Below are 13,409 nucleotides of genomic sequence, written 5' to 3' on the forward strand. Positions count from 1 at the left end.
AGTCGAATCGCATCAAAATAAAAACGGTGAGCATCATGCTCACCGTTTTTTTATGCCTGCAGTTTATGCAGGATCAGACCATGTTCTTCAGACGGTAAATCCACTCCAGCGCCTGACGTGGCGACAGTGAGTCCGGATCCAATGCCTCGAGTGCTTCAACCGCCGGTGAGGTTTCCTCATTCAGCAGCGTCATCTGGGTGGCATCAACGGTACCGGTAGCGGTATGGCTGGAAATGGCCTCCAGTTCACGCAGCTTCTGGCGCGCGCGCTTGATCACCTCACGCGGTACGCCGGCCAGTGCAGCAACCGCCAGACCATAACTCTTGCTGGCCGCGCCGTCCTGCACGCTGTGCATAAAGGCGATAGTGTCGCCGTGTTCCAGCGCATCCAGATGCACGTTAACCACGCCTTCCATTTTTTCCGGCAGGGTGGTGAGCTCAAAGTAATGGGTGGCGAACAGCGTCATGGCTTTAATGCGGCTGGCCAGGTTCTCGGCGCAGGCCCAGGCCAGGGATAAACCGTCATAAGTTGAGGTGCCGCGGCCAATTTCATCCATCAGCACCAGGCTGTTTTCGGTGGCGTTATGCAGGATATTGGCGGTTTCGGTCATCTCCACCATAAAGGTAGAACGCCCGGAGGCCAGATCGTCCGCTGCGCCCACGCGGGTGAAAATGCGGTCTACCGGGCCGATGACCGCCTTGCTCGCCGGCACATAACTGCCGATGTGTGCCATCAGCACGATCAGCGCCGTTTGGCGCATATAGGTACTTTTACCGCCCATATTTGGGCCGGTAATGATCAACATCCGACGCTGAGGTGACAGCGACAGCGGGTTGGAAATAAACGGCTCGCTCAGCACCTGCTCGACGACCGGGTGGCGGCCTTCGGTGATGCGCACGCCGGGTTGTTCGCTCATGGTCGGGCAGGCGTAGTTCAGCGTCTCTGCACGTTCAGACAGGTTGGCCAACACGTCCAGCTCGGCCAGTGCACCGGCGCTTTGTTGCAATTCACCCAGGTGCGGCAGCAACAGGTCGAACAGCTCTTCGTACAGCCCTTTCTCGATCGCCAGCGCTTTCCCTTTCGAGGTCAGCACCTTGTCTTCATATTCTTTCAGTTCTGGAATGATGTAGCGTTCGGCATTTTTCAGCGTCTGGCGGCGCACGTAGTGGATCGGCACCAGATGGCTTTGCCCGCGGCTGACCTGGATGTAATAGCCATGCACGCCATTGAAGCCCACCTTCAGCGTATCCAGCCCCAGTTTTTCACGCTCGCGGATCTCAAGACGGTCGAGATAGTCGGTGGCACCATCGGCCAGCGCGCGCCATTCATCCAGTTCGCTGTTGTAACCGGGAGCGATCACGCCGCCGTCACGTACCAGCACCGGCGGGGCTTCAACCACTGCGCGTTCCAGCAAATCCTGTAGTTCATCAAACTGACCGACCTGTGACAGCAACTGTTGCACATAGGGGGTTTCTACCCCTTTTAGCAACGCATGGATATCCGGCAATTGTTGGAAAGCATGACGCATACGCGCCAGATCGCGTGGACGGGCACTGCGCAACGCCAAACGGGCCAGTATACGTTCCAGGTCGCCGACCTGGCGCAGCGAAGGCTGCAAATCGGCATACAGATCCTGCAGGGAGCCAATTGCCTGCTGGCGGTTATTCAGCACCTTGATGTCACGGGTGGGCATGTGCAGCCAGCGCTTAAGCATGCGGCTGCCCATCGCCGTCACGCTACAGTCGAGGATCGCCGCCAGGGTATTTTCGCTGCCGCCGGACAGGTTCTGAGTCAGCTCAAGGTTACGCCGCGTGGCGGCATCCATGATAATGCCGTCCTGCTGGCGTTCCATGGTGATCCCGCGGATATGCGGTAATGAGGTACGTTGGGTATCTTTAACGTACTGCAACAGACAACCGGCAGCGCGCAGCGCCTGATGAGCCTGTTCAACGCCGAAACCGGTGAGATCGCGGGTGCCGAACTGCAGATTAAGCTGCTGGCGTGCCGTTTCAGGTTCAAATTCCCACAGTGGACGACGGCGCAGGCCGTGGCGCTGTTCAATCAGCGACATCTGTTCAAAGGTTTCGGGGTACAGCAACTCGGCGGGATTGGTGCGCTGCAACTCTGCCGCCATGGTTTCGATATCTGCCGGTTCGGCAACGCGGAAACGACCGGAGCTGATGTCCAGCGTGGCGTAGCCAAAGCCGCGTGCGTCCTGCCAGATGGCCGCCAGCAGGTTATCCTGACGTTCTTGCAACAGGGCTTCGTCGGTGATGGTGCCTGGCGTGACGATACGCACCACTTTGCGCTCCACCGGACCTTTACTGGTGGCGGGATCGCCGATTTGTTCACACAGGGCGACAGATTCACCGAGCTGCACCAGCTTGGCCAGATAGTTCTCTACCGCGTGGTGGGGTACGCCGGCCATTGGGATAGGCTCCCCCGCTGAGGCACCGCGTTTGGTCAGCGAGATATCCAGCAGTTGGGAAGCGCGTTTGGCGTCGTCATAGAACAGCTCGTAAAAGTCGCCCATGCGGTAGAACAGCAGGATCTCGGGATGCTGGGCCTTGAGGCGCAGATACTGCTGCATCATCGGCGTATGTGAATCGAGCTTGTCGGTACTATTCATAAGATTACTGTTTCCAATCCATTGAATTTAAAGTTGGTTGCGATTTTGATTGTCATCAGCAGGGGGCACGCCGTGGCATAAAAAAACCACTCGATAGGCTGTGGTTGACGGCGTTAAGGATCAATAAGCCCTTAATACTGTCGCTATACTAGCCCAGCGGGCAATCGGCTGTCACAGGTAAAAATGGGAAGCTTTACGCAAAGTCGGTTTGCAAGATGGGGGATGAGGTTGCAAGGACCTATACCGAGCAGAACCTCGTTTAAAACTCCGCATGAGGAATCCGCGGATCTTCGTTTGGCTATTTAGCGATCTGATGATTACCGCAGACCCAATGCCCGTACATTCATATCCTGTGGTCGTTGTATTAATTGCATTCAACATTGACATGATACTCACTCGGGAGTTTACTATTTTAATTATTGTTAAACCAAGGGTGAATCTATGTCATCAAAGTTAAACTGGCTTTTGCAGAATACGGCACCGGGATCCTTGGTTTTGCAGTCCTGGCTGACGAAAAATGGCATCAGCCCTTCTTTGGCCAATAAGTATATGCACAGCGACTGGTTGCAAAAACTACGTGCTGGAGTATACGTGAGGAGTGGGCGTGAGCCTCAGTGGAGTGATGCAATTCTATGCCTGCAACATCAACTTGGGGTTTCTGTACATCTGGCAGGGCTTACTAGTCTGACCTATCAAGGACGCTCTCATTATCTTCAGTTAACGCGCCAGGTGATTTGGCTCTGTGTTGAAAATAAAGCTTCATTGCCAAAGTGGTTCAAAGAATTTCCCAATGTTGAGTGGCTTTTACTTTCAAATCAGAAGCTCAATATGCATGACGGAAAATATCTGACCGAGGTAGAAATTAAGGGCGAGCGGTTAAAGGCGAGTGTGCCGGAGTTAGCGGCTTACGAGGTTGCTAACGCCGTTCCAGGTTCGCTTTCATTTGAGCATGCAGCGGAGCTGTTTCAGGGCCTGGTAAACCTGAGTCCACGTAAAGTCGAAGCATTGTTGCAATCCAGTCGAGCAGTGCAAACTAACCGCCTTTATCTGTTTTTGGCCGATCACTATGTTCATGCATGGGTTAAGCGAATAGATAAAACCAACATTGATTTAGGGGCAGGAAAGCGACAGATCGTATCGGGTGGTAAGCTGGACCAAAAATATCAGATCACGGTTCCAGAGAGTTTTGTTAGCAAAGAGATCTCACATGGATAAGCATTCACCCTATTATCGCCAAGTGGCGTTGCTACTCAGTACATTACCTGTCGTAGCATCAGAGCGCTGCTTTGCACTAAAGGGTGGGACGGCGATTAACTTGTTTGTTCGCGAGTTTCCACGTTTATCAGTTGATATTGATTTGGCTTACATTCCGCTGGAAAACAGAGATGTGGCATTGCCAAATGTTCGGGCGGCCTTGACACGTATCGCTGAAATACTGCAACAACAGGCGGGTATTTCGGCGGTGCTACAAACGAATAACTCTGATGAAATGCGCATTGTTGTTTATTCTCAGCAGGCACAGATTAAGATTGAAGTTTCGCCTGTCGCACGAGGCACTCTGTATCCTTCAGAAGAACGTGATGTTGTTGAAGCGGTCGAAAACGAGTTCGGTTTTGCAACCATTCAGGTTGTATCACTTGCCGATCTCTATGGTGGCAAGCTTTGCGCTGCATTGGATAGGCAACATCCTCGCGATTTCTATGACGTCAAAATGCTACTCGAAACACAAGGTATTGATCGCCAAATCTTTAATGGATTTATCACTTATCTGCTGGGACATCCACGTCCATTATCAGAGGTACTGAACCCCCGCTGGAAAAATATCTCTGAACTGTATGCGAATGAATTTAACGGAATGACGTTCGATATGGTTTCTCTGGAAAAACTCAATGCGATACCCGAATTAATGGTGACGGCTCTCAAAGTACAATTTACTCAGCGGGATTGTGATTTTCTGATGTCTTTCAAGCGCGGTGAACCGGATTGGAGCCTTGCTCCCGAAAACCAGATTCAGTATTTACCTGCGGTGAGGTGGAAGCTCCAAAATATTGGTCGTATGCCAAAAGAGAAACACATTCAGGCGTTGGTGAAGCTTGAGGAGACTCTTGCCGGGTGGATAGGGTAGTTTAAAATTTTGACTGTACATTCACTCTGAGTGTCACTTTGTGGTGTTTTATAAACCGCATCGTGTTTTACGGTTATGCGAAAATGAAGAAGACCCAAAAATAGGGCGCTGGACTTGTGGAGTATATTCTCCAGCAAGCCCAGAAAGGTTGAAGTGTCAGTTGGCGGCGGATAAGGGCAGTGGAAGTTGGTAAATACGAAAGCTGTCGGGTACTTCGGCTTCGTGGCCGGGCAGCAGGCGGTGGCGAATGCGCGATTCAGTGACAAAGGCGCAGCCCTGTGGCGTGATGTCCAGATTGACCGGCGACTCCATTCCCTCACGAATAACTTCAATAGAATGCATACCGGCAGCACCGGGAGCGGTAATTCGCAGGATCCTGCCCTGGCCGCTTTTAATGCCATTTTCGAGCACGATCAGCGAACCGTCTGGTGCCAATCCCATCCCATCCGGATTTTCGATAGTGCGAGGCAGCAGGATTTCAGCCAGTTGCGGCGTCGCCTCCCCATAGCTCAGGGTATAGAGCTTTCCGCTGCCAAAGTTGGCAACCGCCATTATCCGGTCATTCAACAGAACAATGCCTGCGGCACCGATACCCCCGGGACTAGCCAGACGTTTATCGCGGAAGAGGATCTGAAAGTTGTCTTCACCCGGGCGCAGCCTCATGATGCTGCCCGCTTTGGTCTCCGTCAGATAAACCGTGCCGTCTTTGGCGAGAACCAGGTCATTGCCCATGCCCCCCTCTGGTAAGGTCAAACTGCGGTTAATCGTGGCACTGGAGACATTCAGGGCAAAAACGCGATGGGCGCGGGTTTTTCCTGTGGGCAGGAAATCCGGCGAGTTTCCCCATAACAGACCATGTTGTTCATCCAACCGCAGCGTGGTTGAGGCGAAAACGGTATCGGCGCCGGCAAAGAAGGTCTCCCAATCTTCGTTCGGGCGTTTGCGCAGGATGCGGCCACTGGTCACCAGGCCAACATACAGGGTGCCGTCGGATGCGCGGGCAATGCCATTAGGGTAGAGCGCGCCCGGCGGTAATGTCAGACTGGACGAGTTGCAGGTGGCGTTCGGCGCAGCGGTGACGGCAGCGGAAACCGCAGGCGTTGTCATGGCGAGCATAAAGGCCACCAGCGCCGCCTGTGCCGGGCGATAGTTTATAGCGTATAACATTGAGCCTCTCCTGTGATTGATGATGGGGCGAAGTCCTACCAACGCTGAGGGCGGGTCTGTTCTTTCATCGGTGCTTCAAGTTGTGCGATTTCCTCATGGGACAGCGTGAGAGAGAGCGCCTTGAGCGCATCCTGGAGGTGATGTGACTTGGACATACCGACAATCGGCGCGGCAACCGCCGTTTTGGCCAGCACCCATGCCAGAGAGACCTGGGCCGCCGGAACGCCTCTCTCAGCGGCGATGTTTTCAACGGCCATAATGGTTTGTTCGACTTCTTTTCTGCCGCCGTACCAGCGGGGCGCTTGTTCGTCGGTTTCGGCGCGTAGCGTCCCGGCTCCTTTTGCCCCTGCCAGTAACCCCCTCGCCAATGGCGACCAAGGAGTCAGGCTGACTCCTTCCTCCTGGCAAAGCGGGATGAGATCTTCTTCATCCTCACGCGTGACCAGATTGTATTGGCTTTGCATGGAAATAAAGGCGGCCAATTTGTTATGGCGTTGAAACGCCAACATTTTCATAAAATGCCAGGCCTGCATCGAGGACGCGCCGAGATAGCGGATCTTGCCGGCCCGCACCAGCGCATCGAGCGTTTCGGCCGTTTCCTCAATCGGGGTTTCCTCATCGAAACGGTGCATGACGAACAGATCGAGATAATCAGTCCCCAGACGTTGCAGCGAGGCCTCAACGCTTTGAATGATATGTTTGCGTGACAGGCCGCGATTGTTGGGCTGTTCGCCCATCGGGAAGAACGCCTTGGTGGCGATCACCATGTCATCGCGGTGGGCAAAATCCTTCAGCGCACGCCCGAGAATGCGTTCACTCTCGCCTGAAGAATAGATATTGGCGGTATCGAAAAAGTTAATTCCGGCTTCCAGCGCTTCCCGGATGAAGGGGCGGGCTTGATCCTCTGGCAATACCCAGGGACGCCAACCGGGATCGCCATAGGTCATACAGCCCAGACAAAGCTGGGAGACTTTCAGACCGCTATTTCCAAGGCGCACATAGTTCATCATCTTCCCTCCGGGGACTCGTCGAGCTGGGTGTCGACAGGGTTATCTCTCAGCGCATACCGGCGATGGTGTAGCCGCCGTCCACCAAAATGCTTTGTCCGGTGATAAAGCGGGCGTCATCCGTCGAAAGCCAGACGGCGACATCACCGATATCTTCAGGCTGACCCAGACGTTGGGCGGGCGTATGTGCGATGAAAGGCGTAAAGGCGGATGCGTCGGATATGCTGCTGTGGGCCATCGGCGTGTCGATGATGCCGGGATTGATGTTGTTGATACGGATAGCCTGATTGCCATACTCAAGCGCTACCGCACGGATCAGCGAATCGAGTGCTCCCTTGCTGGCGGAATAACTTGATGATCCGGCAAGTGCGCCTTTGGCGAGCCAGGAAGAGGTGTTGACGATCACGCCGCCCGAGTTTTGCGCCAGGAAAGTCTCGACCTGGTATTTAATCGAGAGCCACACGCCCCTGAGGTTGATGGCGATCACCGCGTCGAAATCTGCACTGGTTTGTTGATGAATCGGCACAAAGTTGCCGAGAATACCGGCGTTGTTGAAGGCGATATCCAGTCGTCCGTAGTGCGCGTTGACTCTGGCGAGCAAACGACGGACATCTTCTTCCTGTGAAACGTCAGCCACCACGGCCAGCGCTTCTCCGCCGGCCAGCACAACCTCATGAGCGGTGGCTTCTATCTCTGCAGCGCGGCGCCCGGCCAGCACGACTTTCGCCCCTTCGCGAGCATAAGCCAGTACGGCGGCGCGCCCGATACCGGTGCCCCCGCCGGTAACCAGGGCGACTTTCCCCTCCAGACGTTTACGGGAGGGCGTTTGTACAGCATCAGCGTAGTGAGTCATGGCATTAATACTCAGTAATTGAACACCTCACCATGCTATGTTGTTGCGAAAAGGATAACTATCCGTTAAAAATTCACTTCACTATTAGATTATTTATATCAATCCAATGAAAAAAACCGACTTGTCAGGGCTGGTGGCTTTCGTCGCCATTGCTCAGGAACGCAGTTTCAGACGGGCAGCCGCCAGGCTTGGCGTGACGCCGCCAACGCTCAGTCATACGATGCGCGAGCTGGAGGCGCAGGTCGGTATTCGTCTGTTGAATCGGACTACCCGTAACGTAGCGCCGACTGAGGCCGGTGAACATCTGTTGGCGCAGCTGGTACCGGCGTTTACGGATATAGATACCGCACTGGAAAGCCTGAATACCTTCCGCGAACAACCCCAGGGGCTGGTGCGGATCAATGCGCCGCGAACGGCAATAGAACTTGCGCTGGTCCCTCATTTGGGGCGACTGGCCCGTGATTACCCAGGAATTACGCTGGAAATCGTGGCGCAAGAGGGCTTTGCCAATATCGTTGAACAAGGTTTTGATGCCGGTATCAGGCTCGGAAAGGATCTGCACAACGACATGCGGGCGGTGCGCGTTACCCCTGATTTACGGCTGGCCATTGTGGCAACCCCTGAATATTTCCAACAGTACGGCAAGCCGAATCATCCTGAAGATCTGTTGAGTCATCGCTGTATCGGATGGCGAAAGATTGCCTCAGGAGAGCTCTACAAGTGGACATTCCAAAAAGGGACTCAGGCGCTTTCCGTCTCGGTGAACAGCCCGCTGATATTGGATGACGCGAGACTGATGTTGCAGGCTGCGTTAGCTCACGCAGGCATTGCGTTCGCTATCGAGGAAGAAGTGAATGAACATCTGGCAACCGGGCGGCTGGAGCGAGTGTTGGCTGACTGGTGCGCGCCGTTCCCTGGTTTTTATCTTTATTATCCGAACCGCAGAAACCATCCAGTGGCACTGACCACGGTGATCAATGTCATGCGTTATCCCAGCCAGGCGAATAATCCCGCGGAATCATAGCACCGAGTCCAGACCTCATCCGGCAAACTCCGTCCGCTCAAAATCCCTGCCATTTTACCTCCGGTTTTCCTCTGTCGAATCGTCCCGTCTTGTTGAAGTCGGCTAATCAAGGGCGAACGATTTTTTGTTCATCTATCGAGCGATGGCTGGACCCGCGCGTCGAATAATCCATAAATACCCTGCATGTTTATAACTTATTGTTTATAATTGTTTTTTAGTTATTTTCATCGAATTTATTCAGTAATTTAAGGTTATTTGCGACGTCGATCACACTATTTTTTTATGTGAAATGTGAAGAGGGTCAATCAGGCAGGTCAAGCAGAGACGGTTCTCTATGCTGATGGCTTACCGATCCGCTGCAATGCCTCCGTATACTGTCTGCAACCAGGGCAAAGTGACGGAAATTTTCATAAGGAATGTGCGCGAGGCAATGGCTATTGCATCTGGCAAACAAATGACACGGGGCTTTTTTGATTATCTTGAGGGATTGGGTATGGAAAAGAAAAAAATCTATCTGTTTTGTTCTGCCGGTATGTCGACTTCCCTGCTGGTTTCCAAAATGAAAGCGCAAGCCGAGAAGTACGAAGTGCCGGTAATCATTGCCGCTTATCCGGAGGCGCTGGCAGCAGAAAAGGGCGCTGAGGCAGATTTGATCCTGCTGGGGCCGCAGATTGCCTACACGCTGGCTGAAGTACAGAAGCAGTTGCCCAATAAGCCCGTCGAAGTGATCGACTCTGCTTTATACGGCAAGCTCGATGGTCTTGGGGTATTGAAGGCCGCAGTCGCCACTATAAAAAAAGCTAACCAATAAAGGGGTCTGCCGTGAATACGTTAATTGCCTCGTTGGAAAAGGTCATTCTGCCTTTTGCTGTGAAAATTGGTAAACAGCCCCATGTTAATGCCATCAAAAACGGGTTCATTCGATTAATGCCGCTGACGTTGACCGGGGCGATGTTCGTGCTGATCAACAACGTGTTCCTCAGCTTCGGTGAAGGCTCGTTCTTCTTTTCAATGGGGGTGCGGCTGGATGCGTCCACCATTGAGACGCTGAATGGCCTGAAGGCCATCGGTGGCAGCGTTTATAACGGCACCCTGGGGATTATGTCCCTGATGACGCCCTTCTTTATCAGCATGGCTTTAGCCGAAGAGCGCAAGGTCGACCCACTGGCCGCGGCTCTGCTGGCGGTTGCCGCCTTTATGACGGTGACCCCGTTCAGCGTCGGTGAGGCTTATGCCGTAGGGGCTAACTGGCTGGGTGGTGCCAACATTATTTCCGGTATGGTGATCGGTCTGGTGGTGGCGGAGATGTTTACCTTTGTGGTGCGCCGCAACTGGGTGATCAGCCTGCCGGACAGCGTACCTTCTTCAGTGTCACGTTCGTTCTCGGCCCTGATCCCCGGCTTTCTTATCCTGTCGATCATGGGCGTACTGGCCTATTGCCTGACGCTGTGGGGAACCAACTTCCACCAAATCATTATGGACAGCATCTCGGCACCGCTGGCGAAAATGGGCAGCGTAGTGGGCTGGGTGTATGTGATGTTCTCCTCACTGCTGTGGTTCTTTGGGGTGCATGGTTCGATGGCACTGGCCGCGCTGGACAGCGGCATCATGACGCCATTCGCGCTGGAGAACGTAGAGCTGTACAACAAGTATGGTTCTGTCGAAGCGGCAGTGGCTGCCGGTAAAGAGTTCCACATGTGGGCGAAGCCGTTCGTTGACTCCTACATCTATCTGGGTGGGACGGGATCGACACTGGGGCTGATCATTGCCATCTTTATCGCTTCACGCCGCGAAGATTATCGTCAGGTTGCCAAGCTGGCGACGCCATCGGGCATTTTCCAGATCAACGAACCTATTCTGTTCGGTCTGCCGGTGATTATGAACCCGGTGATGTTTATTCCCTTTATCCTGGTTCAGCCGGTGCTGACGATCATCACCACGGTGGCTTATTACACCGGGCTGATCCCGCCAATCACCAACATTGCGCCGTGGACCATGCCGGTGGGGCTGGGGGCGTTCTTCAACACTAACGGCAGTATCGTCGCCATGTTGTTGAGTTTCTTCAACCTGGGCGTCGCGACCTTGATTTACCTGCCGTTTGTGATGATCTCCAACAAGGCGCAGAGCCAGATTGATCAGGCAACGGAAAGCGAAGAAGACATTGCCAAAGCGTTGAAATTCTAACTGCAGTCTGGGGCAGCGCTTGCTGCCCCGGTTTTAGGGAGCCTTCGGATGAAATATCAATTTGCTGACGATTTCTGGTGGGGAAGTGCCACCTCTGCGCCGCAGTCGGAAGGGGCAGCAGCCCGGGATGGCAAAAGCCAGAACATCTTCGATTACTGGTATGAGATTGCGCCAGAACGCTTTCATCATCAGGTTGGCCCGTCCGAGACCTCCACCTTTTATGACCATTTCCAGCAAGATGTCCTGCTGTTAAAGACCCTTGGCCATAATAGCTTCAGAACTTCCATCTCCTGGTCGCGGTTGATCCCGCAAGGGGATGGCGAAGTGAATCCGAAAGCGGTCGCTTTCTATAATGCGATGATCGACAGCCTGCTAGCCCAGGGCATCACGCCATTTATCAACCTTTACCATTTCGATATGCCGCTGTGCATGCAGCAACAGGGCGGCTGGGAAAGCCGGACGGTGGTGGAAGCCTACGCCCGCTATGCCAAAACCTGTTTCAGCCTGTTCGGCGACAGAGTCAGCCATTGGTTCACCTTCAATGAGCCGATTGTCCCGGTCGAAGCCGGGTATCTGAATGACCTGCATTATCCTTGCGTAGTTGATTTCAAAAGGGCGATCGCGGTGGCTTACCACAGCGTTTTGGCCCATGCCAAAGCGGTGAACGAATTCAGAGCGCTGGGGAATCAGGGCAGCATCGGGATTATCCTGAACCTGAGCCCGACTTATCCGCGTTCGGACAGCCAGGAAGATCGCATCGCCGCCCACTATGCGGATCTGCTGTTGAATAAAAGTTTCCTCGATCCGGTGACCAAGGGCCGCTATCCGGAAGATCTGGTGAATTTACTGCGGGCCAATGATTTGTTGCCGCAGACAGCGCCGGAAGACGCGCAGCTGATTGCCGATGGGGTGGTGGATATTCTGGGCGTCAATTACTATCAACCGCGCAGAGTTAAAGCCAGGCCCGGCTATCAGGCCAGTGACCCGGTGACGATGCCGGAAGATTTGTTCAGCTTTTACGAGATGCCGGGCCGCAGGATTAACCCGCACCGCGGCTGGGAAATCTATGAAAAAGGCCTGTATGACATCCTGATGGACTTGAAGGAGAACTACGGCAATATTCCCTGCTATATTTCAGAAAACGGCATGGGTGTAGAGGGTGAAGAGGCCTTTATTGGTGCCAGTGGGCGGGTAGAGGATGATTATCGCATCGACTTTATTCGCGACCACCTGAAATGGCTGCATCAGGCGTTGTCCGAGGGGGCTAACTGTAAAGGCTACCATTTATGGACCTTTATTGACTGCTGGTCCTGGCTTAATGCCTACAAGAATCGCTACGGGTTGGTTCGACTGGAGCGGGAAAGCCAACGGCGCACGATCAAAAAGAGCGGCTATTGGTTTGCTGAGACGGCCAGACAAAACGGCTTTGACTAATGGGAGCGCGCGCGGTGTCTGAGAACCTGGTTTCGCTGAATGCGAACGACGTTAAGCTGATTCGGGAGCAGGATTTTTTTAACTGCAAAGATTTCCATCTGTTTATCTATAACAAGGTGGAGAGCGCCACCGGGCTGCATCAGCATGACTATTACGAATTCACCATCGTCCTGAGCGGCAAATGCTATCAGGAGATTAACGGCAAGCGGGTGCTGCTGGAGCGGGGGGATTTTGTGTTTATCCCCATTGGCTCGCATCACCAAAGCTTCTATGAGTTCGGCGCCGCGAAAATCTTTAACGTGGCGGTCGGCAAGGTTTTCTTTGAAGAGAACTATTTGCAGCAGTTACCTCGTTGTTTTGTCGCCTCTCAGGCCTATAGCCTGAAGAGTGAGTTCCTGGCTTATATCGAGTCGGTGGTCAGTTCACCGCAGTTTCGTGAGGATGATTTTGCCGAGTTTCTGGAAACGCTGACCTTTTATATCATCAGCCGCATTCGTCATTATAAGGAAGAGAGTGGCGAGGGGGATGACATTCCTCAGTGGCTGAAGAACACCCTGGCGGGGATGCATGATAAGGCGATGTTTGGTGAAAAGGCATTGCTTAATATGGTAGAGCTGTCGGGGAAAACGCAGGAGTACCTGACCCGGGCAATGCGGCGTTATTACCATAAAACCCCGATGCAGGTGATCAATGAAATCCGCATCAACTTCGCCAAAACCCAGCTTGAGGTCACCAACTATTCGGTCTCGGATATTGCCTTTGACTCGGGCTATGGTGACGTGAGCCTGTTTATTAAAAACTTTAAAAGACTCACTGAAGTGACGCCGGGTAATTACCGAAAAAAGTTCTACGGCCCTATTTAGGGCCGCTCCCGATAAGCATTAACGCCGATATTCCGAATGCCTTTCAGGCCGCCAATAGCCTGATGCGATAAATTTCTTTGCTTAAGCGAAGGGGAATTGCCGTACCTGACGGACGGTATTCCC

Annotated in this window: 11 protein-coding genes; 7 read left to right on the forward strand and 4 right to left on the reverse strand. The window is 53.4% G+C overall.

Annotation, left to right across the window (positions count from 1 at the left end; translation table 11 throughout):
• Positions 1–73: 73 nt before the first annotated feature.
• Complete coding sequence (gene mutS / locus BEI65_RS07465; RefSeq protein WP_099062790.1) at positions 74–2,629, reverse strand: DNA mismatch repair protein MutS; 2,556 nt, start codon at positions 2,627–2,629, stop codon at positions 74–76.
• Between the two features lie 441 nt (positions 2,630–3,070).
• Between mutS and BEI65_RS07470 the strand changes: the two genes are divergently transcribed.
• On the forward strand, positions 3,071–3,844 hold the full coding sequence (locus BEI65_RS07470) for a type IV toxin-antitoxin system AbiEi family antitoxin (RefSeq protein ID WP_099062791.1): 774 nt from the start codon (positions 3,071–3,073) through the stop codon (positions 3,842–3,844).
• Positions 3,837–4,754, forward strand: a complete 918-nt coding sequence (locus tag BEI65_RS07475) for a nucleotidyl transferase AbiEii/AbiGii toxin family protein (RefSeq protein ID WP_099062792.1) — start codon at positions 3,837–3,839, stop codon at positions 4,752–4,754. The genes BEI65_RS07470 and BEI65_RS07475 overlap by 8 nt, the downstream gene beginning before the upstream one ends.
• A gap of 156 nt (positions 4,755–4,910) precedes the next feature.
• Here BEI65_RS07475 and BEI65_RS07480 read toward each other — a convergent pair whose 3' ends face one another.
• Genes BEI65_RS07480 through BEI65_RS07490 form a run of 3 tightly spaced genes read right to left on the reverse strand, consistent with a single transcriptional unit; the run spans position 4,911 to position 7,781 of the window.
• Positions 4,911–5,921, reverse strand: a complete 1,011-nt coding sequence (locus BEI65_RS07480; RefSeq protein ID WP_232519024.1) for a hypothetical protein — start codon at positions 5,919–5,921, stop codon at positions 4,911–4,913.
• Between the two features lie 35 nt (positions 5,922–5,956).
• A complete protein-coding gene (locus BEI65_RS07485; protein WP_099062832.1) occupies positions 5,957–6,928 on the reverse strand; it encodes an aldo/keto reductase in 972 nt (323 codons plus the stop codon).
• Between the two features lie 49 nt (positions 6,929–6,977).
• Positions 6,978–7,781 (reverse strand): SDR family NAD(P)-dependent oxidoreductase, encoded by an 804-nt coding sequence (locus tag BEI65_RS07490; RefSeq protein WP_099062793.1) that lies wholly within the window; start codon positions 7,779–7,781, stop codon positions 6,978–6,980.
• A 106-nt stretch (positions 7,782–7,887) separates the two neighbouring features.
• Between BEI65_RS07490 and BEI65_RS07495 the strand changes: the two genes are divergently transcribed.
• The 5 genes from BEI65_RS07495 to chbR all read left to right on the forward strand — a co-directional run bounded on the left by BEI65_RS07495 (position 7,888) and on the right by chbR (position 13,286).
• Complete coding sequence (locus BEI65_RS07495; RefSeq protein WP_099062794.1) at positions 7,888–8,805, forward strand: LysR family transcriptional regulator; 918 nt, start codon at positions 7,888–7,890, stop codon at positions 8,803–8,805.
• A gap of 493 nt (positions 8,806–9,298) precedes the next feature.
• A complete protein-coding gene (locus BEI65_RS07500) occupies positions 9,299–9,616 on the forward strand; it encodes a PTS sugar transporter subunit IIB (protein WP_020825274.1) in 318 nt (105 codons plus the stop codon).
• Between the two features lie 11 nt (positions 9,617–9,627).
• On the forward strand, positions 9,628–10,989 hold the full coding sequence (gene chbC, locus BEI65_RS07505; protein WP_012005283.1) for a PTS N,N'-diacetylchitobiose transporter subunit IIC: 1,362 nt from the start codon (positions 9,628–9,630) through the stop codon (positions 10,987–10,989).
• A gap of 48 nt (positions 10,990–11,037) precedes the next feature.
• Positions 11,038–12,423: a glycoside hydrolase family 1 protein gene (locus BEI65_RS07510; protein ID WP_099062795.1), complete on the forward strand. Its 1,386-nt coding sequence runs from the start codon at positions 11,038–11,040 to the stop codon at positions 12,421–12,423.
• On the forward strand, positions 12,423–13,286 hold the full coding sequence (chbR, locus tag BEI65_RS07515) for a transcriptional regulator ChbR (protein WP_099062796.1): 864 nt from the start codon (positions 12,423–12,425) through the stop codon (positions 13,284–13,286). The genes BEI65_RS07510 and chbR overlap by 1 nt, the downstream gene beginning before the upstream one ends.
• Positions 13,287–13,409 lie beyond the last annotated feature (123 nt).

The sequence above is a fragment of the Serratia sp. BW106 genome, assembly GCF_002607755.1.
Taxonomy (GTDB): domain Bacteria; phylum Pseudomonadota; class Gammaproteobacteria; order Enterobacterales; family Enterobacteriaceae; genus Serratia; species Serratia proteamaculans.

Bases quoted from the DNA above. Each gene is read 5' to 3' on its own strand.
- BEI65_RS07480 (WP_232519024.1), bottom strand. From the start codon at position 5,921: ATGTTATACGCTATAAACTATCGCCCGGCACAGGCGGCGCTGGTGGCC.
- BEI65_RS07495 (WP_099062794.1), top strand. From the start codon at position 7,888: ATGAAAAAAACCGACTTGTCAGGGCTGGTGGCTTTCGTCGCCATTGCT.
- BEI65_RS07490 (WP_099062793.1), bottom strand. From the start codon at position 7,781: ATGACTCACTACGCTGATGCTGTACAAACGCCCTCCCGTAAACGTCTG.
- BEI65_RS07485 (WP_099062832.1), bottom strand. From the start codon at position 6,928: ATGAACTATGTGCGCCTTGGAAATAGCGGTCTGAAAGTCTCCCAGCTT.
- mutS (WP_099062790.1), bottom strand. From the start codon at position 2,629: ATGAATAGTACCGACAAGCTCGATTCACATACGCCGATGATGCAGCAG.
- BEI65_RS07475 (WP_099062792.1), top strand. From the start codon at position 3,837: ATGGATAAGCATTCACCCTATTATCGCCAAGTGGCGTTGCTACTCAGT.
- BEI65_RS07470 (WP_099062791.1), top strand. From the start codon at position 3,071: ATGTCATCAAAGTTAAACTGGCTTTTGCAGAATACGGCACCGGGATCC.
- BEI65_RS07510 (WP_099062795.1), top strand. From the start codon at position 11,038: ATGAAATATCAATTTGCTGACGATTTCTGGTGGGGAAGTGCCACCTCT.
- chbR (WP_099062796.1), top strand. From the start codon at position 12,423: ATGGGAGCGCGCGCGGTGTCTGAGAACCTGGTTTCGCTGAATGCGAAC.
- BEI65_RS07500 (WP_020825274.1), top strand. From the start codon at position 9,299: ATGGAAAAGAAAAAAATCTATCTGTTTTGTTCTGCCGGTATGTCGACT.